The following is a 24218-nucleotide window of genomic DNA, read 5'->3' on the forward strand; positions in this document are numbered from 1 at the left end:
CAACCTCGGCGGCCACAAGCCTGTCCTCCCCGGCCGGATATGACCCACGGATCAGTCAGGAGAGCCCGAAAAGGGCTCATCCCCGCCTACGCGGGGAGCACCCGTGGTGCCTGCGACGGCTCCCCAAGCTTGTGGGCTCATCCCCGCCTACGCGGGGAGCACTGACTGCGAGCCTGGCGGAACTTTTCAGAGTTGGGCTCATCCCCGCCTACGCGGGGAGCACGAGTTCTCGAGGCGGGGGCTGATGATATCGATGGGCTCATCCCCGCCTACGCGGGGAGCACAAGTCCGGCGTGACCGGCTGGCTGGGCGCGAAGGGCTCATCCCCGCCTACGCGGGGAGCACGCCCACTTCGATGTCACCGATGCGACGACGAGGGGCTCATCCCCGCCTACGCGGGGAGCACAGCACCTCGACCGGCGAGAGCGTCTGGAAAGCGGGCTCATCCCCGCCTACGCGGGGAGCACGCCGGGTCGTACCGGGTCAGCGAGGACTGCCTGGGCTCATCCCCGCCTACGCGGGGAGCACGCGCTCGCAGAAGTCGGTCCAGATGGGGCCGAGGGCTCATCCCCGCCTACGCGGGGAGCACCGGATCTCGTACGTCGCGGTGAACCGGGCCCGGGGCTCATCCCCGCCTACGCGGGGAGCACGGCAACACCAACACCGCGGCGATGCTGGACGGGGGCTCATCCCCGCCTACGCGGGGAGCACGATGACAGGCTGGTGCTTGCCCTGACGGAGTAGGGCTCATCCCCGCCTACGCGGGGAGCACGCGTGGGAGAAGTTCACGATCGGCGCCACCGGGGGCTCATCCCCGCCTACGCGGGGAGCACCTCATCGCGCTCGCGCAGAGGCACCCCGACGAGGGCTCATCCCCGCCTACGCGGGGAGCACGCCCGGAAGAAGCTGGCTGACTACCAACGGCAGGGCTCATCCCCGCCTACGCGGGGAGCACACGCAGTCGACTCGCGTCTGTCCGGGGGGGCCGGGCTCATCCCCGCCTACGCGGGGAGCACTCGAGGCCGCGTCGCCGTCACGGGCCGAGGTTGGGCTCATCCCCGCCTACGCGGGGAGCACACCTGCCCGAGCACGATGTCGGCCGCGGAGCGGGGCTCATCCCCGCCTACGCGGGGAGCACCCGTTGGGGGATGCCGATGTCCCGCCGGCGCCGGGCTCATCCCCGCCTACGCGGGGAGCACCAAGGACGGCCGCGACACCACCCGCCCGGTGCGGGCTCATCCCCGCCTACGCGGGGAGCACCGTACGCGGGTCGCAGGCGGTCAGACGAAGCAGGGCTCATCCCCGCCTACGCGGGGAGCACGTAGTCCCGCGGCAGCAGGCCGCTGTTGGCCAGGGCTCATCCCCGCCTACGCGGGGAGCACAGCAGCGGGCGGCGGTACGGCGCGGTGGTGCGGGGCTCATCCCCGCCTACGCGGGGAGCACCCGTTCGGGTACCTGCTGTGCAATGGCCAGGCGGGCTCATCCCCGCCTACGCGGGGAGCACGTGCTGCACCGTTTCGAGGTGCGCGATCGGCAGGGCTCATCCCCGCCTACGCGGGGAGCACCACTCGCATCTTGGAAGCCAGCCGACTGTCAGGGGCTCATCCCCGCCTACGCGGGGAGCACTCTACGTCGAGCCGAGCACCGAGCTGGTCGCGGGGCTCATCCCCGCCTACGCGGGGAGCACAGGACGACGCGCTGAACGGCGATGTTGTGTCAGGGCTCATCCCCGCCTACGCGGGGAGCACTCCCCGCGGTAGCCCTGCACGCCGGCCGGTGTGGGCTCATCCCCGCCTACGCGGGGAGCACTCCAAGCGCGCTGGGAAGGGCGGACGCTCGCCGGGCTCATCCCCGCCTACGCGGGGAGCACGCGCTGAACTATTTCCTGCCCATTGCGGAGACGGGCTCATCCCCGCCTACGCGGGGAGCACACTTGCTGAGCAGGGACTTTATCGATCCACCCATCGGAACACATTCACTTTCGTCGACGCGCTCGCCGAGCTCGTGCGACGCTGCTCCACCCAGGACGGAGTTCGGGTACGGCGCCCTTCTCGGATGGACGACGCATCAGTGAGAGCCCGTCGACATCGACGACCTCCCAGTCGTGCCGATGCACTCTGAAGTCGAGTCCTTGCTCCTTGTCCGCGCTGAAGACCATGATGGCGCGACCGTCCTTGCACAGTTCGAGCACGCGCAGCCACATCAACTCCCGCACGCGGGACGAGATCTGACCGACGAAGACGCCGGGGCTGATCTCCAGCAGCCACCGCGTCAGGTGACCGCGCAGTCCGGCAGGACAGGCCGTCAGGACGAGAACTACCACGGGACCTCGACCTCGTACGACGTCCCGGCGGCGACGCTACGGTCTCCGCCGTCCCAGAGGTTCACGACGTTCCAGTCCTGGCCCTCGTCCTCCCCGTCAGGGACGAGAAGTCGGTGGATGTCGCGGCTGCACCGTACGAGGATCCGCCCGTCACGTACGGCGTCGCGCACGGCTCTTCTGGTCTCTCCGGCGATGTCCTCCGGATCCGTCGATGCCACGTCGAAGGCGACCGGGATCGCTACCTCGGCCTTGTAGAGATCGGCGATGTCGAAGACGAACGACCGCGCGTGGCCGGTGTGGACGAAACCGAGACCAGGTGAGCAGCCGAGCGCGACGATCACCGCGTGAGTGATGCCGTAGAGACAGGTGGTCGCGGCCGAGAGCGCCTGATTGATCGCGGACCCGCCGGCGAAGTCCTGGACGTCGTAGTCCCGCTTCGTCCACGAGGTTCCGGTGCGCTCCGCGTGCCCTCGATAGAGCCGACGCACGCGCGCGCCCTCGCGGCCGCGCAGCTGCTGCATCGTGGCCCCGGTGACGTCCTCCTCCGGAAAGCGCATGCCGTACATCGCACGCGCGACGCGCAACCGTGACGACTGGTTGCTGACCGCCGCCGCCTGGGCCTGCAGCAGGCGAGACGAGTGCGCCAGCCCGCGCCCGTGCGCGTAGTAGCGCACACCGCGCTCACCGATCCAGACGGCCGTCGAACCGCTCTCGGCGAGCAGCACCATGGCCTGGTGGCTGACGTTCGTGCCGGGGCCGAGAAGCAGGGCACCGAGGGTCGCGGCCGGGATGTGGACGGTCCCGCGCTCATCCATGGCCGTGATCGCGTTGCCGTCCCGGTGGACGATGCACCGTTCGAGATAGACGAAGCTGAGCCTGTCCTGGGCGCGCACCAGTTCGGAGATGTCGACCGGCGGAGGTCCGGGGATCTCCTTCATGACACGGGCGCCAACGTGAGCAAGCCGCAGCCGTAGCCTTTCGCTCGCCCGAGTCCGTGGCCCATCGCCTGCCGGAGCGACGCCGGGTCGACGACTGTCAGGAGGCCGTCGTACGTCGCCGTCGAGATCGTGACCGTCCGTTGGCCTCCGTCGGTACGCCGCTCGAAGTTGAGTCGGCGGCGCGACGTGACGTCCGCGGTGACGCCAGTAGCAGGTTGGCCGACGTCGAACCCCCATGACGAGGAGCGGGAAGCCAGCCACTCGACCTGCTGGGCGACGGTGACGTGGCCATACCGCTTCCCGCGGTCGCCGTCCGGCTGGGAAGCGCTGCGGACTGGGTTGGCGGTCAGGCGGAAGGCCCATCGCTGGCCGGGTGCCAGGCGATCGCGGAGCGGATCGAGTGAGAGGGTTTGCCACGGGTCCGGGCTGGTCGGCCACCCCGCTTGCTCGACGACGTGGGTCAGATCGGGTCGTGCCGGGCTGGCGATGTAGAGCGTGAGGGAGGTCGCGCCCTCGTCCAGCCGCCAGAGCACACGGCCCTGCTCGGACTGGATCGGTACGTCGGGCGCGAAGCCGGACAGCACCGCAGCGTGCAGTCGTTGCGGTGACGCGACCAGGCTCCGAGTGCCCCGGCGTGCCGGGTTCAGATGCATCCGGGTCAGGTACATCAACCGCCCCCAAGTGCGGCGAAGAAGTCAGGTTCTGCCCGGCCGAGAGGGTTGTCGACCGCCTCCGGCAGAGGTCGCTCGATCGAGCGCCAGCCGTAGTCCCGCCGTGTTGGGTCGAAGCTCTCGGGCACGTCGCGAGCGGTCTCGGTGGAGGCGCTACCCGGGAGCGCATCCACGACGAGCTCGAGGTGGACGGTGCGCCCCTGCTGCTTCTGGTACCACGGGCGCGCGAGCCACGGCTCGGCCCGCAGTGCCTCCAGGAGGCCCGCGCTCCTCGTGCCGAGGCTGATCTCCTCTCCCGACGGGACGCACGAGCGCCGCCCGAGATAGAGGGGGAACGCCGGCTGGCGCACCGCCTCGTCGAGGCCGGCGATCAGGGCGTCGTCCCCCTCGACCGCGGCGACGAACACCGCGTCTGCCAGGTAGTAGCGGTAGGACAGCGGCATCGCCTCGCTCCTCGCGCGGGTACGCCGGATCGCCGTCTGGAAGTCTCGGATCAGCCGCCCTCGCTGGTCGACGCGGACGCCGAACCGCAGCGACGCGAGATCCTCGACCGGGTCGGTACGCCGCCGGCCCTGTGCGGCCGCGAGCAGGCCGAGCACCCCGCTCTTGGTGGGCTCGGCACGCGTATGGCGCCGGACGAACCGGCTCGCGTCTCCCCAGGCCTGGAGCGGGCCGTCGAGCCGCAGCAGCAGGATGCTCACTCGCTCTCCCGAAGGTTCGCCGATGCCTGGTCGCGGACCTGCGCGACCAGCTCGTCGAGGTCGCAGAGCTCGCCGAGCCCGGCGACCGCTCCACGGGCGGCCTCGTTGGCCGCGACCACCACACTGAGCCGAGGCGCCAGGCTGTATGCAGCGTCGATCTCGCGCGCTCGCTGCGTGAGCCTGGCGGCAGACAGGGTCGAGATCGCCGAGCTCCCGTCACGCCGTACCGGCTCCTCGAACGCGCCGACCAGGTTCACCGGCCGGCGGTCGCGGATCTGCGCGGCCACGACCTCGGGCAACGTCACGTTCGCGAAGGCGTTCTGCTTGCCGGTCGGCATGCTGATGACGAACGACCGCACGAACGCCTCGACGGCGCGAGCGACGAGCTCCTCGTCGCCGAGGTTGGCAGCGAGCTGATCGACGTTGATCGACGCGTAGCGGTAGAGAGTGCTGGAGTTGAACTCGATGACGCCGATCATGCCGGCGGACGCGTCGTCGGAGTCGACGTTCTTGTCATCGACCGCGGTGTAGTAGTCGTACTCGGCCTCGACGGTGTGGGTGCTGATCGCGTGCGCGACCTGGACCGACGCGTCGACGTTGATCGAGGTGTCGTCGGCGACCATCCTCCCGAAGAGCGCGACCTCGATGCCGTTGTCCAGCTTGATCGCGTCCTTCGCCGCGGCCTTGTCCGTGCTGCCGTCCAGCGCCAGCCGGGCGAGTCGGTCGATCTGCTGGTTGCTGACGAAGATCAGATACTCGCTCAGGTCGAACGGGTCGGCCGTCTCCTGGTCCTTCTTGGCGCGCGCGGCCTTGAACTTGATTCCCGCGAGTCCCATCACGCCCTTGGCCAGCTCGATCGCCCGGTCCTGGTCCACGGAGGAGTCGATCTCGCGGATCCGGCCGACCAGGTCCTCGATGATGCGCCGGGTCCGGACTCCGCGCAGTTCCAGCGGGAGGTACGCCGCGAAGTCGCGCCGGGTCGCCCGCTTCCACGCCTGAGAGCTGACCCGTGCCCGGGTGATCCCGCCGAAGATGCCCGTCTTGGGACGACCGGTGTCGTCGCGGTTGAGGTTGCTGGAGGGAACCGTCTGGAGGATGTGGAGATCGACGAAGGTGGTCATGCGGGCGCTCCTGGGTTCGGGTCGGTGTCGTCGGGCTGAGGACTCATGGGACGGAAGAAGTCGCGGCTCCAGCGCACCCGGACGCCCCGGCGTCCTTCGGGATGCTGGATGGCGTCGAGGTCGCGGGCGAGTCGTGCGTAGTCGAGAGGGATCTCGTGGGCACGCAGGTGGTTGACCAGGCCGCGCAGGTGCTCGAGGACCGGGTCGAGTTCGTCGGCGCGAGTGAGGGCGATGAGCCGGCGTTCGACCCCGGTCGAGTCGATCCGGGAGGCGAGGGTCCGCGCGGCAGCGCCGACGCCGTGCTTCTTGCCTCGTACGTGCATGGGAGCTCCCCGCCGAGACTGCTGGTGCAGCGCGAACAGCGCCATGCTCGCTGCGGTCGCGAGCTCGGCTCGCGACGGTGCGTCGGTGTGACCGAGGAGCGGCTCCGGGAATCCGGCGGCGAAGATCTGCCATGCCTCTGGCGGCATCGTGCGATTGCGGGGAAGCGCCCGGCGCAACCGGGCGAGCTCGGCGACCGCGCCGGCGTCGTCGCGGCGGTAGCCGCCGGCGAGGCGGACCGCCTGCCGATCGACGAAGCCCTCGATCAGCTCGCCACGTGACGCCGGCGGCTGCTCGACGGATGACTGGGTCATGGGTTCATCCCGTCGGTCTCGGTCTTGTTCTCGGGAAGGGCCTTGGCGAGGCCGAGGTGGAACCAGTTGGCCGCCGTGGCGGCGTTCACGGGCTTGCCGTCCGGGCCGCCCGGCAGTCCGGCCCACGCGACGTCGCTGACGTCGTCGAGCAGACGGCGCCCGAGGCGGAGGGCGGTGGCGCGTACGACGGCCTGCCAGTCCGCACGCACGAGATCGCGGTCGACAGCGGGCTCGAGGCGCGCCAGCCACTGCCGGTACGGATGGTCCAGATCGGCGTAGCCCAGCTCACGGGCCTCGGTCCGATGTGCTCGGCAGAGATCGAGGTCGGCCCCCGAGGCACGCGCAAGGTCGTGCGCGAGCTGGCCGAGCACGCGGACCGCGGCGTCGACGTCCTCGACGGCACCGATGGCGGTGGCCTTCAGGAGCGGGTTCGCAAGCACCTCGATCGGCAGGAGCAGTCGGTCGTCCTGGAGGTCGTCGACCACAGAGCTGTTGGTCCCGTATTCGATGCCGATCGTCCGCAGCCGGAGTGGGAAGTCGCGGGGTAGAGTGCGCGCCTGCCGGAGCTCCGTGAGCCACTCCATCCACCGACCGCCCCGGGTCCGGTCGCTGCTGTCGGTGGGCGTGAGCAGTGCTCCCAGTCCCCGCCAGACCGCACGCTCAGGTGGGTGGGTCCGCGGCATGAAGACCGGGTCGGCCCGCTTGAGCGCCTTCTCCTGGGCCTCGCTCCGCCGCCAGCCGCACATGTACTCCTCCCGGAACCGGTCGCGAGGGTGCAGTGGGTCTCCGTTCGAGATCAGCACGCTCACGGCGCGGGCCCCGTCGTGGCCGATCAGCACCCGGCGGCTCTGCCAGGTGAGGAGGTCGACTGGGCCGGTCGGCGCGCCGTCGCGGATCTCGACCCCGGGTCCCTGTGCCGGCCGCTCCCACACCGGCAGGTCGGTGTTGGCTGCGGGGATCGACCTGCCGAGCGACAGGTTGAGCAGCAGGGTCTCGAACAGGTTTCCGCCCTCGACGAGCACGACGCCCAGCCACCCGCACCACGCGACCCCGATCGGGTAGCTCTTCCCGCCCTTGGCGCGGTCGTCGCCCACGACACCGGACCGGATGCCCGAGCTGTCCCAGGCCTGCGTGTGGAGCAGCCACCGCGCGGCCTCGGCGAGGCTCATCGAGCGCAGGCCGGCGCCCGTGCGGGTGGTGAAGAACTTGTGCCCCGCTGGTACGTCGACGATCAGCCGCGCCAGCTCGGTCATCTCGCCCTTCGCGGTGTGCAACCCGGCCACCTGGTAGAACGGCGTCTCGGGGTGGAGCAGGTCGAAGCGGTCCCGGTGCCGGTCCAGGTAGCTGCGGACCGCGCCGTCGGCGAATCGGCGCCGGTTCCAGAGGCCCTCCCAGTCGCCCGGCGTCCGCGCGTCCGGCAGGCAGCGTCGTACGACGGCGAGCAGCAGCCGCAGCGCGGCGACATCCTGCGTGGCGACCTCGCCGGCGAGCCCGGCGTACTCCTCGGCCTGGACGAGCGCGTCGAGCAGCGACACCTCGCCGACCGTGCCGTCGTGCCGGCGCACTCGGATCCACGGCTCTGTGGTCAGGTCGAAGCTGGGGATGTCGTTCATCCCACCTCCTCATGGCGCGCGCCACAGTGTGCTCTCATAACGGCGCCTGGGTGAGCGGTTTGGCCAGAAGCCCGAGAAATCCGTCGTAGCTGAGCTCCCAGCCGGCGAGCTCGGCGCGCATCTCCTCGTCGAGGTGCAGCGCGAGCTGGCCCGCGAGCCAGTGCGACTGCTGCCACCCGGCGTGGGCGTCGTGTTCGAGAGCGTCGAGCACCAGGTCCACGACCCTCTCGTTGGTGAGCTGGGGCGGCAGCCGCACAGTGGTCGCCGCCAGCGCTCTGGCGAGGTCGTCCTTGGGTGGGCCCTGGTACGGCGCCACCGGCCGGCCGGCGTGAGGGCTGCCGTCGTCCAGGAACACCACCTCGCCGTCGCTGCGGCGTTGGACCACGATCACCTCGATGCCGTCCTCGCTGTCTCGGACCCTGCTCGCGCCGGCAGAGCGCTGGTCGTCCGCCTCGGTGCCTCCGCCGTACTCCAGCCACCCGACGAGGTCGTCGATCTCGTCGACGGGACGGATCCGGTAGGCATCGGCTCGCGCCCGCTGGTCGGCGATCCGACGCGTGCGCCGCTGGTCGGCGTCGGCCATCTCCTGCCTCCAGGGCGCATCCGGGATGTCCTCAGCGTACGCAGTCTCGACCAAGGGCCGGATGTCCTCGGGCAGCCGCAGGGTCGCGAGCCCGTCCGCGGACAATCCCAGCACCGCCGCGCTGCGCAGGAGCAGGCTGAGGTCGTAGACCGCGCGGCTCCCGGCGACGAACTGGGGCAGGCCGTCGCGCCATTCCGCGACGCCGGTGACCAGCAGCTGCGGCGAGTCGAGCAGGTGCGGACGTCCGGTGCGGACGTGACGGTGCAGTCTGCCGGCCCGTTGCAGCACGAGGTCGACCGGAGCCAGGTCGGTGGCCATCAGGTCGAAGTCGACATCGAGCGACTGCTCCAGAACCTGGGTGCCGACCACCACCAACCGGGCCGGCCGGTTCCCACTGGACCGGCCGAGCCGGGCCCGCAGGTCGGCCTCCAGTTGCGCGCGCTGGGTGGCGATGAAGCGTGAATGGGCCAGGACGACCTCGGTGCCGTCGAGCTGGGAGCGCAGGAACTCTGCGATCTGCTGGGCGCGACCGACGGTGTTGCGGATCACCGCGGCGCAGCCTCCGTCGGCGAGCAGGCGCTCGAGCTCCGCCGCGAGGACGTCCGGGGCGTCGTCGAGGCACCGGACCGCGATCTCGTGGTGCGTCTCGTCTGTGTCCCGGCGAGCCTTGAGAACGCGCGGAGCCTCAGTCGAGACCACCGTCAGGGCGGGGTACGGCGCCGTCTCGGGCAACTCGTCAGGGGTGGCGCCGAGGCCCCGGCGATAGGCGTCGGCGAGCTCCTGTCGCTGGGCTCGGGGGAGGGTCGCCGACATCAGGACCACGGGTACGCCGTACGCGGCGAGCCACTCGAGTGCACGAGCGAGGTACGCCCGCATGTAGTCGTCCGCGGCGTGCGCCTCATCGACCACCACGACCTTCCCGGCGAGGGAGAGGTGGCGCAGCGCGAGGTGCTTGGCCTGGAGGGCCGCGAACAGCAGTTGGTCGATCGTGCCGACCACCATGTTGGCCAGCACACCCTTCTTGCGCCCGGTGAGCCAGGAGAGCACGCGCGCCTCGACCTGGGACGACGGACTGCCCTCGTCGTACACGGGCGTGACCCGCGGCTGCTTCACGAGCCCCTGGTACTGCTCGTTGAGGCCGTGCTTGCCATGGGCCAGATAGGTGCTCGTCGGGTCGTGTCCGTCGAGGTTCTCGATCCACGACAGCACACGCCCGAACATCGCATCAGAGGTGGCCATCGTCGGCAGCGCGACGTAGACGCCGCCACAGCCGAACCTCGCGGCCAGGATCTCGGCGGCCAGGAGCGCGGCCTCGGTCTTGCCGCTCCCCATGGCCGCCTCCACGATCAGGAGGGAGGGGGTCTCGGTCATCTGCGCGGCCTCGACGGCCATCTCCTGGACCGGCCGCGGGGAGAGCCCGGCCAGGGTGGGGAACCGGGCGGACAGATGCGCGTCGGGCCGAAGGGTCGGGGGTGTCGGCGACCAGGGTGGCGGAAGGCCGAGAGTCCGCCAGGCCCGGGCGGCGCGATGCCGCGCATCGGGTTCGGCGACGGGGAACAGCTCGGCGTTGGACGCGAGCCAGTCGGAGACGATCACCGCGCCGGTGAGAAGAGCCTGCACCGTCGGGGGCAGGACGACCTCGCGCCAGTCGGCGAGGAGTTCGTCGACCCCGAGGTGCTCGCTGATCGCCTGGAGGATCTCGTGCTGCACCTCGCGCCACCGGCCGGTGCCGACCAGCTCGGGTCGGTCTTCCAGCCAGTCCAAGTTGACCGCCGAGGGCGGCGTCCCGTGATGGCCGCCGACCACCACGGCGGCAGACGTCGCTGCTCGCCTGTCGAAGCCGCGATGCTCGCAGAGCCAGTCGGTGAGCACCGCCTGCCCGACGATCCCGTGCAGCGCGCGAGAGAAGTCGGAGCTGACGCGGGGTGGCTCGAGGCCCTCGTCCCTCATCCGTCCGGCCAGGCTGGGGACCTTGGCGGCAAACGGTGGAGAACACTTCCCGATGTCGTGGGCGCCGGCCAGCCACTGGACGAGACGGCGCCCGTCCCGTGCACCGTCGGGCAGCGGAGCCTCGATGACCTCGCGGGTGTGCTGGGGCAGCCACTCCCAGACCAGGGAGGCCACCTCGGCCGAGTCGAGCAGGTGCTGGACCAATGGCATGGAGCTGTTGCCCTCGTAGTCCGAGGACTTGCCCCAGACCGACCATGCGGCACTCGACAGCGACTGCATCGGATCGTCCCTCCCTGTCATGGTTGGACGCTAGGAGATGGCGCCGACGTCCGACCCGATGCGGTCTAGACGGCGGCCGATTGAAGCTGGCTTCGGAAGGCTCTAGGATGGCCTTGCCTCCATCGTTGAGTTGGAGGAAGTGAGCCCGAGACCCAGCCGGACGGCTGTGGCGCTCGGGCTTCGCGCTTCTACTCGAGCCGGATGATCCGTGTGATGAGGGGCCGCGCACGTCGGCGCCACTCCCCGCCACGGGCGAAGCACCACGCAAGCGCGTCTGGGATCCATAGCGCGGGCTCCTCGTAACGGCTCGCATGTCGGTAGTTGAGTTGCTCTCGAAGGCCGTGCTCGCGGGTCAGCTCGATGAGTTGTTGTCGATCCCGGTTCACGATCGTCGGGTCGCGATCGATGACGAGTTCGATCGGGCCACCGCCAGCGAGTTCGCCAACGAGCATCTCGAGAGCGAGCTGTCGCCGTACCAACTCAGTGTCTTGTCGTCCGGCGTCGATGATCGTCGTCTCGATGCCGAACGCACTGACCTCCCGCAGGGCCAAGAGGACTTCGTGGCGGAGGTCGTCGCGCTCATCCTTGAAGTGGAGCGCACGCTGCCCGGGCTGCAAGAGCTCCTTCAGGGTGCGGCGGACGGCACTTCCGTGACGCGCGGGGAGAGTGGTCGCGCAGAGCAGGTAGTTGCGTGCCTTGCTCTCATCGACAGCGACGAGGATCGTCATAGTTTGAGAGAGTAGCATGGTCGTGCCCCATCTGATACGTTTATCTAATCCCCGATGGGGATGAGCCGGTATCCGATGGCGCAGCGTACCGGTGGACGAGAATGCTCCCTGCACCAGCGGGGATTCAGGCGCCTACATCCTCCGCATCCACGATCCGGTAGGCGTACCCCTGCTCGGCGAGGAACCGCTGCCGGTTCTGGGCGAAGTCGGCGTCGAGGGTGTCGCGGGAGACGATGGTGTAGAAGTGCGCGGTGCGGCCCTCGGTCTTGGGGCGCAGCAGCCGGCCGAGGCGCTGGGCCTCCTCCTGGCGGGAGCCGAACGACCCCGACACCTGGATGGCGACCTCGGCCGAGGGCAGGTCGATGGAGAAGTTCGCGACCTTCGAGACGACGAGCAGGTCCAGCGAGCCGGCGCGGAACGCGTCGAACAGCCGTTGCCGCTCACGGACCGGCGTCTCGCCCTTGATCACCGGCGCGTCGAGTACGGCGGCGAGCTCGTCGAGCTGGTCGAGGTACTGCCCGATCACCAGCGTCGGCTGGCCGGAGTGCGAGGCGACCAGCGACTGCACCACCGAGATCTTGTGGTGCGTGCACGACGCCAGCCGGTAGCGCTCCTCGGGCTCGGCGGTCGCGTAGGCGAGCCGTTCGGCGGACGGCAGCGTCACCCGCACCTCGACACAGTCGGCCGGCGCGATCCAGCCCTGCGCCTCGATGTCCCGCCACGGCGCGTCGTAGCGCTTCGGGCCGATCAGCGAGAACACGTCGCCCTCGCGGCCGTCCTCGCGCACCAGTGTCGCGGTCAGGCCGAGCCGGCGGCGGGCCTGGAGGTCGGCGGTCATCCGGAAGATCGGCGCGGGGAGCAGGTGCACCTCGTCGTACACGATCAGGCCCCAGTCCCGCGCGTCCAGCAGCTCCAGGTGGGGGTACACCCCGCGGCGCCTGGTCGTCAGCACCTGGTACGTCGCGATGGTGACCGGCCGGATCTCCTTGACCGCACCGGAGTACTCGCCGATCTCGTCCGCCGTGAGAGAGGTACGCCGCACGAGCTCGTCCTTCCACTGCCGGGCCGAGACCGTGTTGGTGACCAGGATCAGCGTCGTCGCCTGGGCCGACGCCATCGCGGCCGCGCCGACTAGGGTCTTGCCGGCACCGCAGGGGAGCACGACGACGCCGGATCCCCCGTGCCAGAAGGACTCCGCGGCCTCGCGCTGGTAGGGCCGGAGGCGCCAGTCGACCTCGGACAGCGCGATCGGGTGCGCCTCGCCGTCGACGTACCCCGCGAAGTCCTCGGCCGGCCAGCCGAGCTTGAGCAGCGCCTGCTTGAGGTTGCCGCGCTCGCTGGCGTGGACGACGACGGTGTCGTCGTCGATGCGCGAGCCCAGCATCCCGGCGACCCTCTTGGCACGCAGCACCTCCTCGAGCACCGGCCGGTCGGTCGAGACCAGCACCAGGCCGTGGGTCGGGTGCTTCTCCAGCCGCAGCCGGCCGTAGCGCGCCATCGTCTCGGCGACGTCGACCAGCAGCGCGTGCGGCACGGCGTAGCGGCTGTACTCCAGCAGCGTGTCGACGACCTGCTCGGCGTCGTGCCCGGCGGCGCGCGCGTTCCAGAGGCCGAGCGGCGTGAGCCGATAGGTGTGCACGTGCTCGGGCGAGCGCTCCAGCTCGGCGAAGGGCGCGATCGCCTTGCGGCAGTCGCCGGCGCGCTCGTGGTCGACCTCAAGGAGCAGGGACTTGTCCGACTGGACGATCAGCGGGCCGTCGTTCACTCCGTCGATCCTAGAGACACCGGTGACGGGGTCGTCCGCCTGAGGGCGGCGTATTCACCCGCGAGAGGCGGACGACCCGGGCCTGCTAGGAGACGGAGCCCGCCCTCTGCCGCGCGCGGAACGCGGCCACGTTGGCGCGCGAGGAGCAGCGGTCGGAGCAGTAGCGGCGCGACCGGTTGGGCGAGGTGTCCACGAAGGCGTTCCTGCAGGGGGGCGCCGCGCAGACGCCGAGCCGGTCCGGGCCGAGGTCGCAGACCAGCGTGGCCAGGCCGAGCAGCGACTCGCCGACGAGCAGCTCGGCGACGCTGGCGTTGTCGGACGTCACGTGCAGGTGCAGGTCGTGGGCGTCGTGATCGGAGATCCGCGGTGTGATCGGGTGCCGCGACATCAGCTCGTTGAGGCCGCCGACCACCTCGCTCACCCGGTCCGCCGCGCCCGCCTCGAACACCGGCCGCAGCTCGCGCTGGAACCTCCGCAGCAGCATGCAGTCGCGGTCCGCGGCGCGGTCGCGGAGCCGCGGGCGGTCGGAGAGGTACGCCGCCAGCCCGTCGACATCGGACAGGTCGGCGTTCAGCAGCGCGGCCGAGGCCTCGGCGTAGCGGAGGAGATCCACGCCTCGATCGTACGGATCAGGAGGTCACCGCACGCACCGTCGTGATGCGGTGGACGGCGAAGGTCCGGACGTCGTCGCTGCGGTGGTCGTGCGCGGTGAGCGAGCCGCCCTCGACCCGGATCGGGTCGACCAGCCGCTCCGAGGTGGTGCCCTGGTTGTCGACGTACCCGATGAGCACGGTCTCCCGCCCCTCGATCGCCTCGCGCAGCGCGGCCATCGAGCCGCTCGGCGACAGCGCCTGCGCGGGGGCGGACGGCCGCGAGGACTCGGCCCGGTCGCCGGCCCGGATCGCGGTGACGACGTGTGTGGCGTGGGCGCTCGCGCGCGCGGCCCGGGCGGCGCGCCGCCGGTGCTCCCGGGGCGTGCGGGCGCGCAGCTGGTCGGGCCGCGCGACGTGCACCGTGCCGTCGGCGGCCTCGACCACGGGCGCGGCGCCGAGGTCGCGCAGCCGCGGGAGGAGTACGTCGAGCGGCGTCGCGCTCACCAGGACGGTCGGCGCGATCCGGCGCAGGCCCAGGCTGCCGGCGCGCGGGTGGTGGAGGAGCTCGGCCAGCGCGGCCTCGTCGTCCGAGCGCAGGAACGCCTCGGCGTGGCCGACGCGCACGGTGCCGAAGGTCCGCGCCGTGTCGTCGACGAGATACGTGAGCGGCTGCGGCACCGGCGTGCGCGAGACGGAGGAGACGAAGTCGTGCAGCTCCACGGCCGACCAGCCCAGGTCCAGCGCGCGCCGGACCGAGGCCGGCGTGAACCGGTAGACCGTCGCGCCGCCGCGCGACTCCACGTCGGCGACCACCTGCAGCCGCCGCGCGAGCTGCGACTCCAGCGGCCCCGGCGCGACGGCGGTCAGGTCGGCCTGGAGCAGCACGTGGTCGACCGGGTCGGGCAGCAGTGCGGCCAGCCTCTTCTCGGCGTTGCTGCCCTCGCCGGCGACGAGGTCGCGGCCGTACGACGTCAGCCCGCCGAGCGCGACCACTCCCAGCGTCGCGGCCTCGTCGACGGCCCACCCGACCTGCGCGTCGCGCGTGCGCGGCCGGCGCGGCCGCAGCCAGGCCACCCGGCGCACCAGCGCCGGCACCCCGGTCCCCGCGGCGAGCACCTCGCCCGGCGGCAGGGCCGCGAGCTGGTCCAGCGCCATCCGCCGGCTCTCGACCTGGTGCATCCCCGCGAGCTCCGGCGCGAGCGCGTTCCACACCTTGCCCGCCGGGTCGCGATCGCCCACCAGGCCGGGCAGCCGCGGCGACTCCAGCCACGCCCGCCCCAGCGCCGCCCAGCGTTCGGCCACCGGACGAGCGGCCCACTGGTCGAACAGGTCGGTCGGCACCCACGACGGGCCGCCGTCCGGGTCGGCGGTCGTGGCGAGCAGGCCGGCGGCGTACGCCGTCTCGACGAGGAGCGCCGCCGTCGGCTCGTCCACGTGCAGCTCGGCCGCCGCGGCCCGCAGGTCGCGCACGCCGAGCCCGCCGCTGCGCAGCGCCGACGGGGGCGTGCGGCCCCACTGGTCCAGCAGCAGCTCGACCCGCCGCACGGCCTCGAACGCCGCGCCGGCGCCGGTCCGGTCGACCAGCGACTCGCCGCGCCCGGTCGTCGCCAGCGCGGGCACCACGTCGACCGGCTCGGTCGTCGTCCGGCCGCCGCGCAGGGCCAGCCCCACCTCGCCCGGAACCACCACGACGCCGCCCCCGCGCGGCACCAGCAGCCGGCGCGCGAGCAGCTCCTCGGCGGGCGTCTCGGCGTCCTCGGGCAGCACGGTGTGCCGCGAGGTCCCGGTCGTCGCCTCGCCGCCCGCCTCCAGCACGTGGTCCAACAGCCCGCGCGCCTGCGGGGAGAGCTGGTCGATCCGGCGGCGTACCTCCTCCGGGGACGGCGGCTCCGCCGACACCGGCCGCAGCCCGCTCACGGTCAGCGCCTCCGCGACGCCGCTCAGCGCGCGCAGTCCCTGGGCCGACTCCCACGCCAGCGCGAGGTCGAGCAGCCGGTCGAGCGCGGCGGTGACGGACTCCGGCGCCGCGTTCACGACCGCGGCGAGCCCGGGAGCGGTGGTTTGGCCGACGACCACGAGGGCATCTAGGACACTGAGCTCGGCCCGCGTCAGCTGGTCGAGCGCTCGGAGCAGCGAGGACCGGGTGGCGGCACGCGACGCCAGCTGGCCTGAGTCATGAGGGGCCGGAGTGGCGAGATCGGGGCGGTCGAGGAGCAGGCGGGACAGCCGGTCGTCCGGCCAGCCGCGCAGCTGGTCGGCGAGCGTGCGGTATCCCGTGGGCATCCCTCCCAAATTACCGGCTGGGCCGCAGCGATGAGGCAGGTCGAGGTCCACCACGGCGCCGCGACCGACGTCGGCCGGGTCCGCGAGGTCAACGAGGACGCCTGGCTGGCCGCCCCGCCGGTCTTCGCGGTCGCCGACGGCATGGGTGGCCACGAGGGCGGCGACGTCGCGAGCCGGATCGCCGTCGAGGCGCTCGGCCGCCTCGCCGAGCGCGGCTACGACCCGCGCCGTGGGCCCGAGGCCGTCGCCGCGGCTCTCGCCGAGGCGCAGCGCCGCATCCTGGAGTACGCCGAGCAGCAGGCCGCCGCGGGCGTCGCCCGGCGCCGCCGGGCCGGCACGACGGTGGTCGCCGCGCTGCTCGTCGAGGACGACGCGGGACCGGCCTGGCTGGTCGCGAACCTGGGCGACTCCCGGGCCTACCGCGTCGCCGACGGCGTCCTCGCCCAGGTGAGCACCGACCACAGCCTGGTCCAGGAGCTCCTCGACGCCGGCCGGATCACGCCGGAGGAGGTCGCCACCCATCCCGAGCGCCACGTGATCACCCGGGCGCTGGGAGAGGCGGTCGAGGTCGAGCCGGACTACTTCGCGCTCCGGCTCGCCGACGCGGAGCGGCTGCTGCTCTGCACCGACGGCGTCAGCGGGATGATCGACGACGCCGCCATCGCCTCGATCCTCGCCGACGCCGCGGACCCGCGCGATGCCGCCGACCGGCTGGTCGCCGCGGCCGTCGCCGCCGGCGGCGAGGACAACGCGACCGCGGTCGTCGTCGACGTCGTCGGCCTGGTGGCCGACGACCACTACGACGCCGAGCGCCAGCGCGTCAGCCTGGACGAGAAGCTGGGGCCCCGTCCGTGAGCGAGACCTGGTCCTGCCGCGGCGGCGAGTGGTTCGGCATCTTCGGCGCGGGCGCGGCCGTGCTGCTCCCCCCGACCGAGAAGGCCCGGGTGGCCGCGGTCTGGGAGCTCGTCGACGACGGTGCCGGCTTCGACGAGGCCCTCGACGCGCTGATCTCCTCGGGCCTGCGCGACCTGCCCGGCTTCGTGCTCGTGAGCCGAGACGGCGACGAGACCCGGATCGTCCTGCGCGGCCCGGCCCGCGCGCACTTCGCGATCGGCGACGAGGTCGTCCATGTCGAGGGCGACCGCGCCACGACCTGGGTGGAACGCACCCTCCACGGCGTCACCCGGGCGCGGCTCGAGGTCGCGGACGCACCCGACACCCAGCAGACGGGGGGCGAGACCGGGGGCGAGACGGGGGGCGACCTCGTCGTCGCGCGCGGGCTGCTCCGCGTCGCCACCGCCGAGTGGGAGAGCACGGCCGAGGACGCCGACCACGACGGCCACACCCGGGCCGGCGCCCCCACCCCCGAGCGGCCGCTGCCCGGCATCCCCGGCCAGCCGCCGGCGCCGCCGGTCACCCGGCCGGTCGCCCGGCTGGAGCTGCCGACCGGCGAGACGGTCGAGGTCGACCGCGTGGTCGTGATCGGCCGGGCGCCCGAGGGCCGCGACGCCGACGGCACCCCGCCGCGCCTGGTCCGCGTCCCCAGCCCGCAGCAGGAGATCTCCTCGACCCACCTCGAGGTGCGGCCCGGCGCCGGCGCCGACCACGGCTCGGCCGTCGCCACCGACCTCGGCTCCACCAACGGCACCCTCCTCGTGCAGCCCGGCCTCCCGCCCGAGGACCTCCGGGCCGGCGTACCCGTCCAGCTGATCCCGGGCGCGGTTCTCGACCTCGGCGACGGCGTGCGCATCCGGGTGGTGTCGCCGTGAGCCCGGCCGCCGGGCTCGACCGCCGGTTCTACGCGTTCGCCCTGGACCGCCTGGTGATGTGGTCGATCGGCGGCCTCGCGGCGTACCTCGCCTGGCGCCTCCTCATCGATCGCGACCGGGTCGTCGCGGGCGTCGTGGTGATCGCCGGCGCCGTCCTCGCCGGGTACGCCGCCTTCGCGGTCGTGCTGGGGCTGACCGGCTCCTCGCCCGGCAACGCCCTCCTCGGCCTGCGGGTCGTGCGGGCCGGCACCGGCGACCCGATCGGCCCCGGCAGGGCGCTGCTGCGCCAGCTCGTGCTCGGTGCCGCGACGCTCCCGACCTTCGGCCTCGGCGCCGCGACCCTCGCGTGGACCGCGGCCGTGGACCCGAGCGGCCGCCGGCACGGCTGGCACGACCACCTCGCCCGCTCCGAGGTGGTCGACGTCCGCCCGGTCCCCGAGGCGCCGGTGGCGGTCGACGCCGGACCGCGCCACGTCGTGAACCTGACCGCGATGCGGCTCGTCCCGGCGCCCTCCACCCCGCCACCGCCGCCCCCGACGGCCCCACCGCCCCCGCCACCGGCTCCGGAGAGGCGGGCCCGCCAGCACCGTGCGCCCGACCCGGCGCCCGACCCGGCGCCCGACCCGGCGCCCGACCCGGCGCCCGAGCCCACGCCGCCCAAGCAGCGGCTCGGCTACCCCCTCGTGGCCGAGCCCGCCGGGCCGCCGGCGCGCTGGCGGGTCAGCTTCGACTCGGGTGAGTCGTTCGTCGTCGCGGGCCTGACCCTGGTCGGCCGCCGGCCCGAGCCGCGCTCGGGCGAGGACGTGCACCAGGCCCTCGCGCTGCGCTCCGACGACATGTCGCTGTCCAAGACCCACGCCCAGGTCCAGGTGGTCGCCGACGGCGTCCTGGTCGTCATGGACCGCGGCTCCACGAACGGCTCCGTGCTGCTGCGTCAGGGGGTCTCGCGCGAGCTCGCCGCGGGCCGGCCGACCACGCTGCTCGACGGCGACCACGTCCGGTTCGGCGACCGGATCATGTCGGTCGCCCGAGCCGACTCCTCCGACTCCGTAACGAATGGGTAACGAACCGCCCCGCCTCTTCCGTCAGTGACGCTGCGCCGTGTCAACTGCTCCCCTCCTGACCAGTGACTCGGCGCTGGGATCCGGTGCCCGCAGCCTCTTGCCAGGAGTCCCGGGGCGTACCACGCCCCGAATACCCTCAGGAGGCATCTCTTGCGCAGGACCAGGGTCGTCGCGACGGCGACCGCAACGCTCATTGCGGCAGCCACGGCGCTGTCGCTCACCACTCCCCAAGCGGGCGCCGCCTCGGCTCCCGACACCGCGGCCGGGCAGGCTGCGACCCCCACCTCCACCGGTGACTCGCTCACCATGCCCTGGCGTGCCAAGTACGACGCCGTCCGCGACGCCGCCGTGCAGCAGCGGCTGCGCACCGGGGGCAAGGGCGACGTCGAGCGCCTCTCCCAGGGCGTCTACGGCCGGGTCGCCCAGACCGGCACCGACCGCGTCTTCGTGGTGCTCGCGGAGTTCGGCAACACCCGCCACTCGGCGTACTGCGACAGCACCGAGGAGGGCGCGTGCGCCAACCCCTCCGACGGCACGCCGCAGACCTACGACGGCCCGCGCCACAACCAGATCCCGAAGCCCGACCGGAAGAAGGACAACTCCACGAACTGGCAGAAGGACTACAGCCGCGCGTACTTCGAGAACATGTACTTCTCGCGGATGAAGAAGTTCTTCGAGCAGCAGTCGGGCAACAACTACTCCATCGACGGCGACGTCACCTCCTGGGTGAAGGTGCCGTTCAACGAGGCCCGCTACGGCCGCAACGCCTGCGGCGACAACGTCTGCAACAACACCTGGTTCCTCATCCGCGACGCCATGGCGATCTGGACGCAGGGCCGGCTCGACGCGGGCTGGACGATGCAGCGCATCCAGGACTACCTGAAGACGTTCGACCAGGAGGACCGCTACGACTTCGACGAGGACGGCGACCTCAACGAGCCCGACGGCTACATCGACCACTTCCAGACGGTCCACGCCGGCGGCGACGAGGCCGACGGCGACCCGACCCTCGGCACGGACGCCATCTGGAGCCACCGCTGGAACGCGCAGATCCAGCCGTTCGGCACCGGCCCCGAGGGCGGTGCGCCGATCGGCGGCGTGAACATCGGCGAGGGCGGTCCGAGCGACAACGGCGCCGTCCAGATCCCGGACAACCCGACCGGCGTCTGGGTCAACGACTACACGATCCAGTCCGAGAACGGCGGTCTGAGCACGTTCGCGCACGAGTACGCCCACGACCTCGACCTGCCGGACGAGTACGACACGTCCGGCAACTCCGGCGGCGCCGAGAACAGCACCGGCTTCTGGACGCTGATGAGCCAGTCCCGCGGCACCGCGCCCGGCGACCCCGGCATCGGCGACCGGCCGATGCCGATGAGCGCCTGGGACAAGTTCCAGCTCGGCTGGCTCGACTACGACACGGTCCGGCCGGGCCGTGTCGGCACGTTCAAGCTGCGACCGGGCCAGTCGACCAGCGGCAGCCAGGCCAACGGCCTGGTGGTGCAGCTGCCCGACAAGGAGGTCCCGCTCGAGCTGGGCGCGGCGTGTGCGGACTGCGGCGAGCGGTACTTCTACAGCGACTCGGGCAACGACCTCGACAACACCGCGACCCGTGCGGTCGACGGCGGCGGGGCGCTGACCGCGAAGGTCCGCTACGAGATCGAGGACGGCTGGGACTACGCGTTCCTCGAGGCGACCAGCGACGGCGAGACCTGGACGCCGGTCGGGACCAGCGAGAGCTACCAGGAGGAGGACCAGAGCGGCCTCAACGACTCCGGAGCGGGGATCTCGGGGACCACGGACGGCGCGTGGGTCGACCTGACCGCGACGGTGCCCGCCGGCACCACCGCGATCCGCTGGCGCTACCGCACGGACGGCGCGCTCGCGCTGTCCGGCTTCCAGGTCGACAACGTCACCCTCGGCGGCACCACGATCGGCACCGCCGAGGAGGGCGAGACCGGCTGGGAGCTCGACGGCTTCCGCACCACGACGGGCAGCGAGATGCAGCAGTTCCTCAACGCCTACTTCGTGGACAACCGCCAGTACGTCGGCCGTGACAGGCTGCTCGCGAACGTCTACAACTTCGGCTTCTTGGACAAGCGGCCGAACTGGGTCGAGTTCTTCAAGTACGACCCGGGCGCGCTGATCAGCTACTGGGACACCTCGCAGACCGACAACAACGTCGGCGACCACCCCGGCTCGGGGGAGATCCTTCCCGTCGACGCGAACTCCGTGCTCCGGCACGCGCCCGACGGGTCGCTCCTGCGCCCGCGGACGATGGCCTACGACGCGGCGTTCTCCACCTCGCGCTCCTCCACGCAGGCGACCCACCTCAACAGCGAGAGGATCGTGCTGCGCGGCCAGGCCGCCCAGCCGGTCTTCGACGACACGCTGGACTGGTGGTACCCCGGTGACGAGCACGGCAGCGGCGAGCACACCGGCCGCTACCAGCCGGGCTGGTACGGCGTGGACGTCCCGAAGACCGGCACCACCATCCGGGTGGTGAAGGTCGACAGGTCGGGCGTGATGACCGTCAAGGTCACCCGCAGCTGAGCCCCAGTGCTCGCAGCGGAAGGGCCCCGTCGCCTCCGGGCGGCGGGGCCTTCCCGTGGCCGGGATCGGTGCGTAGGTTGCTGGGATGAGCTTCGAGTACGAAGACACCGCGTCCACCAGTGCCTCCCCTGCCGACGTCTGGCACCTCTGGGCCGACGTCGGCAGCTGGCACTGCTGGGACCCGGCGGTGCAGCGCGTGGCCCTCGAGGGCCACTTCGCGGAGGGGGCCGCCGGCACGCTCTGCCTGGAGGGCGACGTCGAGGCGCCGTTCGTCCTGGAGATCGTCGAGCCCGGCTCGCGCTTCCTCGACAAGATCACCATGGGCGACCTGATCATCCACGTCGACCACGAGGTCAAGGCGACCGCGGACGGCTCGGAGATCACCGTCCGCACCTTCGTCACCGGCCCCGGCGCCGAGGACGTCGGCCCGATGGTCGTCGCCGACACCCCCAAGGCCCTCGCCGCCCTGGTCGAGCTGGCCGAGAAGGCCTCCCGCTGACGTCGATTCGGCAGCTCTGACGCGTCAGCGCGTGATGAGCACCGGGATCCGGGTGACCGTGCCGCCCGACCCGCGCCAGGTGACCCACCCGTCGTCGTCGGGCTGCGGCACCGACGTCCGCCCGACGGTGATCGTGAACCTCCCGCTCTCGCCCGGCCCGAGCCGCAGGGACGCCGGCGAGACCTCGACGTCGTGGCGCTCGAAGCCGGTCGTCCGCGGCAGGAAGGTGGCCGTCCGGCCGGTGACGTTGGTGACCGTCCGCTGGGCGACCTCGGCGGTGCCGCCGAGCAGCACCGAGGGTGTGTTCAGGTCGCCGGGCAGCGCGGCCGACAGCCAGGCGCGGTAGTCGCCGGGCGCGACGTCGTAGACGAGGCCGACGCGGGCGGACGGGTCGGGTACGACGCGACCGGCGCCGGCCGCGAGCACGGCCGCGCCGGGGAGCCGGCGGGCGGTGGTGGCCAGCGCCGAGCGGACCGCTGCCTCGGTCCAGTCGGGGTGGCGGGAGACGAGGAGCGCGGCGGCGCCGCTGGTGATCGCGGCAGCCACCGAGGTGCCGGAGGCGAGGTCCCAGCCGCCGGGCACCGCGCCCACGACGCCGCTGCCGGTCGCGACCAGGTCGGGCTTGACGACCGGGCCCTCCGGGTCGCCGCGACGCGACCAGCGGGCGACCTTCGGCGCCGCGCGGTCGGCGCCCAGGGGCACGAGGGCGATCCGGCCCCGCGGGTGCGCGGCCGCCCACCGGCGTACCTCCCGGGCGGGGCCGACGGCGAGGTGGACGGTCGGCACGCTGTGGAAGTCGGCCGCGACCGAGCCGCGACCGGTGTTCGCGAGCACCATGCCGACGCCGTCGGCGCGGGCGACCGCCGCGGACTTGTCGACGCGCGCGATGGCGCCGCGCTCGCAGAGCACGATCCGGCCGGCGACCCGGGCGGCGTCGAGGCTGCCGGGCGTGCAGACCCGGGCCCGGCGCCGGGTCGCGTCGGCGGCGGGTACGTCGGCGGCGAGGACCAGCCGTGCGGACTCGACGCCACGGGCGGCGGCCATGGCGCCGGCGAAGGTCCGCCCACCGGGCAGCCGGACCTCGCCCCGGCGGACCGGTCCGGCGGACGCTCCGACCGTGGTGACCCACGGCGACGGGTGCCCGGCGGTGCGCCCGGCCGCGTTGCCGGCGGCGGCGACCACCGCGACGCCGCTCTCGGCCGCGCCGAGCAGCGCGCGCTCGACGGTGTCGAACTCGGCCGGCCCGCCGACGGCGAGGTTGAGCACGTCCACGCGGTCGGCGGTCGCGCTGTCGATCGCGCTCACGAGGTCGGCGGTCGAGCAGCCGTCGTCGGCCGGGTCGGGGGCGGTCCAGCAGGCCTTGTAGACCGCGAGCCGGGCCTGCGGCGCCACCCCGGCGTAGGTCCCGAGCCGCCGGCCGCCGACGCGCGCCGCGATGCCGGCGTTGCCGGCGGCGATCGAGGCGACCTGGCTGCCGTGGCCGGCGCGGTCGCGGGCCGACAGCGACTCCTCCGAGCGGATCCGGTCGGCGCCGAAGCCGTCGACGAACCAGCGCGCGCCGACGACCTTCTCCGAGCAGTCCTCGGCCGACCAGGCCTCGCCGGCCACGCACTCGCCGGCGAAGTCCGCGGGCTCGCGGCCGAGGTCGCCGACGCCGGAGAACACCGCGGACTCGGGCGCGATCCCGGTGTCGACGACGCCGATCACGGTGCCCGCGCCGCCGGCGGTGCGCCGCGGCAGGCCCGGTACGCCGGTGGCCGGCCGCGCGAGCCCGGCCAGCGGGCGCACGGTGTCCCTCTCGACCAGGGCGACGGCCTCGTTGCGGGCGAGCGCCGCGGCGTCGGCCGGGTCGAGCCGGACGGCGACGCCGTTGAGGGCCGTGGTCCAGCGGTAGACCGGGGCGGGGCTGCCGACGGTGGCGAGCACGGCGTCCTGCTCGGCACGTGCCGCGACCCGGCCGAGGGGCCCGGTCGCGGCCGGCCCCTCGAGGGTCACCAGGTAGAGGTCGTCGGGCCCGGCGGCCGCCGCGGTGGGCACGGGGAGGAACGTGCCGAGGGCAGCGGCCAGGGCCGCAGCACCTGCCACGATCCTCGCCCGCATGCTTTCCCCCTTGGACACTGCCGTCACGTCAGCCACCCAGTGTGACAGGC

General features: G+C 72.7%; 17 protein-coding genes, 1 pseudogene and 1 CRISPR repeat array. Of the genes and pseudogenes, 5 read left to right on the forward strand and 13 right to left on the reverse strand.

The genetic code is table 11. The features are described from left to right. Positions 1 to 72 precede the first annotated feature (72 nt). Positions 73 to 1931: direct repeats of the CRISPR family, unit length 29 nt; unit sequence GGGCTCATCCCCGCCTACGCGGGGAGCAC. Positions 1932 to 1975: 44 nt separating this feature from the next. From cas2e to ACYVKX_RS20840, 12 genes and pseudogenes are all read right to left on the reverse strand, one after another. After that, positions 1976 to 2323: a type I-E CRISPR-associated endoribonuclease Cas2e gene (cas2e, locus tag ACYVKX_RS20785; protein ID WP_460835600.1), complete on the reverse strand. Its 348-nt coding sequence runs from the start codon at positions 2321 to 2323 to the stop codon at positions 1976 to 1978. Further along, the gene (cas1e, locus tag ACYVKX_RS20790; protein ID WP_460835601.1) at positions 2317 to 3261 is read right to left on the reverse strand and encodes a type I-E CRISPR-associated endonuclease Cas1e; all 945 of its coding nucleotides are present in this window, start codon (positions 3259 to 3261) and stop codon (positions 2317 to 2319) included. Before cas1e ends, cas2e begins: the two co-directional genes overlap by 7 nt. Then, a complete protein-coding gene (cas6e, locus tag ACYVKX_RS20795; RefSeq protein ID WP_460835602.1) occupies positions 3258 to 3929 on the reverse strand; it encodes a type I-E CRISPR-associated protein Cas6/Cse3/CasE in 672 nt (223 codons plus the stop codon). The genes cas1e and cas6e overlap by 4 nt, the downstream gene beginning before the upstream one ends. After that, positions 3929 to 4633, reverse strand: a complete 705-nt coding sequence (gene cas5e, locus ACYVKX_RS20800) for a type I-E CRISPR-associated protein Cas5/CasD (RefSeq protein WP_460835603.1) — start codon at positions 4631 to 4633, stop codon at positions 3929 to 3931. Before cas5e ends, cas6e begins: the two co-directional genes overlap by 1 nt. A gap of 104 nt (positions 4634 to 4737) precedes the next feature. Next, a pseudogene (cas7e, locus tag ACYVKX_RS20805) lies at positions 4738 to 5754 on the reverse strand (type I-E CRISPR-associated protein Cas7/Cse4/CasC); the annotation flags it as partial. Beyond that, on the reverse strand, positions 5751 to 6389 hold the full coding sequence (gene casB, locus ACYVKX_RS20810) for a type I-E CRISPR-associated protein Cse2/CasB (protein WP_460835604.1): 639 nt from the start codon (positions 6387 to 6389) through the stop codon (positions 5751 to 5753). The pseudogene cas7e and the gene casB, both read right to left, overlap by 4 nt. Further along, positions 6386 to 8002, reverse strand: coding sequence for a type I-E CRISPR-associated protein Cse1/CasA (gene casA / locus ACYVKX_RS20815; RefSeq protein WP_460835605.1), 1617 nt, complete (start codon positions 8000 to 8002; stop codon positions 6386 to 6388). Before casA ends, casB begins: the two co-directional genes overlap by 4 nt. A 34-nt stretch (positions 8003 to 8036) precedes the next feature. Then, the gene (cas3, locus tag ACYVKX_RS20820) at positions 8037 to 10835 is read right to left on the reverse strand and encodes a CRISPR-associated helicase Cas3' (protein WP_460835606.1); all 2799 of its coding nucleotides are present in this window, start codon (positions 10833 to 10835) and stop codon (positions 8037 to 8039) included. 167 nt (positions 10836 to 11002) lie between these two features. Continuing rightward, complete coding sequence (locus tag ACYVKX_RS20825; RefSeq protein WP_460835607.1) at positions 11003 to 11542, reverse strand: hypothetical protein; 540 nt, start codon at positions 11540 to 11542, stop codon at positions 11003 to 11005. 124 nt (positions 11543 to 11666) lie between these two features. Beyond that, positions 11667 to 13307 (reverse strand): DNA repair helicase XPB, encoded by a 1641-nt coding sequence (locus tag ACYVKX_RS20830; protein ID WP_460835608.1) that lies wholly within the window; start codon positions 13305 to 13307, stop codon positions 11667 to 11669. A gap of 85 nt (positions 13308 to 13392) precedes the next feature. Then, the gene (locus ACYVKX_RS20835) at positions 13393 to 13920 is read right to left on the reverse strand and encodes a CGNR zinc finger domain-containing protein (RefSeq protein ID WP_460835609.1); all 528 of its coding nucleotides are present in this window, start codon (positions 13918 to 13920) and stop codon (positions 13393 to 13395) included. A gap of 16 nt (positions 13921 to 13936) precedes the next feature. Then, on the reverse strand, positions 13937 to 16183 hold the full coding sequence (locus tag ACYVKX_RS20840) for a helicase-associated domain-containing protein (RefSeq protein ID WP_460835610.1): 2247 nt from the start codon (positions 16181 to 16183) through the stop codon (positions 13937 to 13939). Between the two features lie 30 nt (positions 16184 to 16213). Between ACYVKX_RS20840 and ACYVKX_RS20845 the strand changes: the two genes are divergently transcribed. The 5 genes from ACYVKX_RS20845 (at position 16214) to ACYVKX_RS20865 (ending at position 22068) form a co-directional block, all read left to right on the forward strand. After that, positions 16214 to 17038, forward strand: a complete 825-nt coding sequence (locus tag ACYVKX_RS20845) for a PP2C family protein-serine/threonine phosphatase (RefSeq protein ID WP_460835611.1) — start codon at positions 16214 to 16216, stop codon at positions 17036 to 17038. Continuing rightward, a complete protein-coding gene (locus tag ACYVKX_RS20850) occupies positions 17035 to 17952 on the forward strand; it encodes an FHA domain-containing protein (RefSeq protein WP_460835612.1) in 918 nt (305 codons plus the stop codon). The genes ACYVKX_RS20845 and ACYVKX_RS20850 overlap by 4 nt, the downstream gene beginning before the upstream one ends. Continuing rightward, the gene (locus tag ACYVKX_RS20855; protein WP_460835613.1) at positions 17949 to 19016 is read left to right on the forward strand and encodes an RDD family protein; all 1068 of its coding nucleotides are present in this window, start codon (positions 17949 to 17951) and stop codon (positions 19014 to 19016) included. Before ACYVKX_RS20850 ends, ACYVKX_RS20855 begins: the two co-directional genes overlap by 4 nt. 150 nt (positions 19017 to 19166) lie before the next feature. Then, a complete protein-coding gene (locus ACYVKX_RS20860) occupies positions 19167 to 21569 on the forward strand; it encodes an immune inhibitor A domain-containing protein (protein WP_460835614.1) in 2403 nt (800 codons plus the stop codon). 85 nt (positions 21570 to 21654) lie between these two features. After that, positions 21655 to 22068 carry an SRPBCC family protein gene (locus ACYVKX_RS20865; protein ID WP_460835615.1) on the forward strand — a complete coding sequence of 138 codons (414 nt, stop codon included), beginning with the start codon at positions 21655 to 21657 and terminating at the stop codon, positions 22066 to 22068. A gap of 24 nt (positions 22069 to 22092) precedes the next feature. On the opposite strand, the gene ACYVKX_RS20870 is transcribed toward ACYVKX_RS20865, so the two are convergent. Next, positions 22093 to 24168 (reverse strand): S8 family serine peptidase, encoded by a 2076-nt coding sequence (locus ACYVKX_RS20870; RefSeq protein WP_460835616.1) that lies wholly within the window; start codon positions 24166 to 24168, stop codon positions 22093 to 22095. Positions 24169 to 24218: the final 50 nt, after the last annotated feature.

It is taken from the genome of Nocardioides hungaricus (assembly GCF_054782915.1).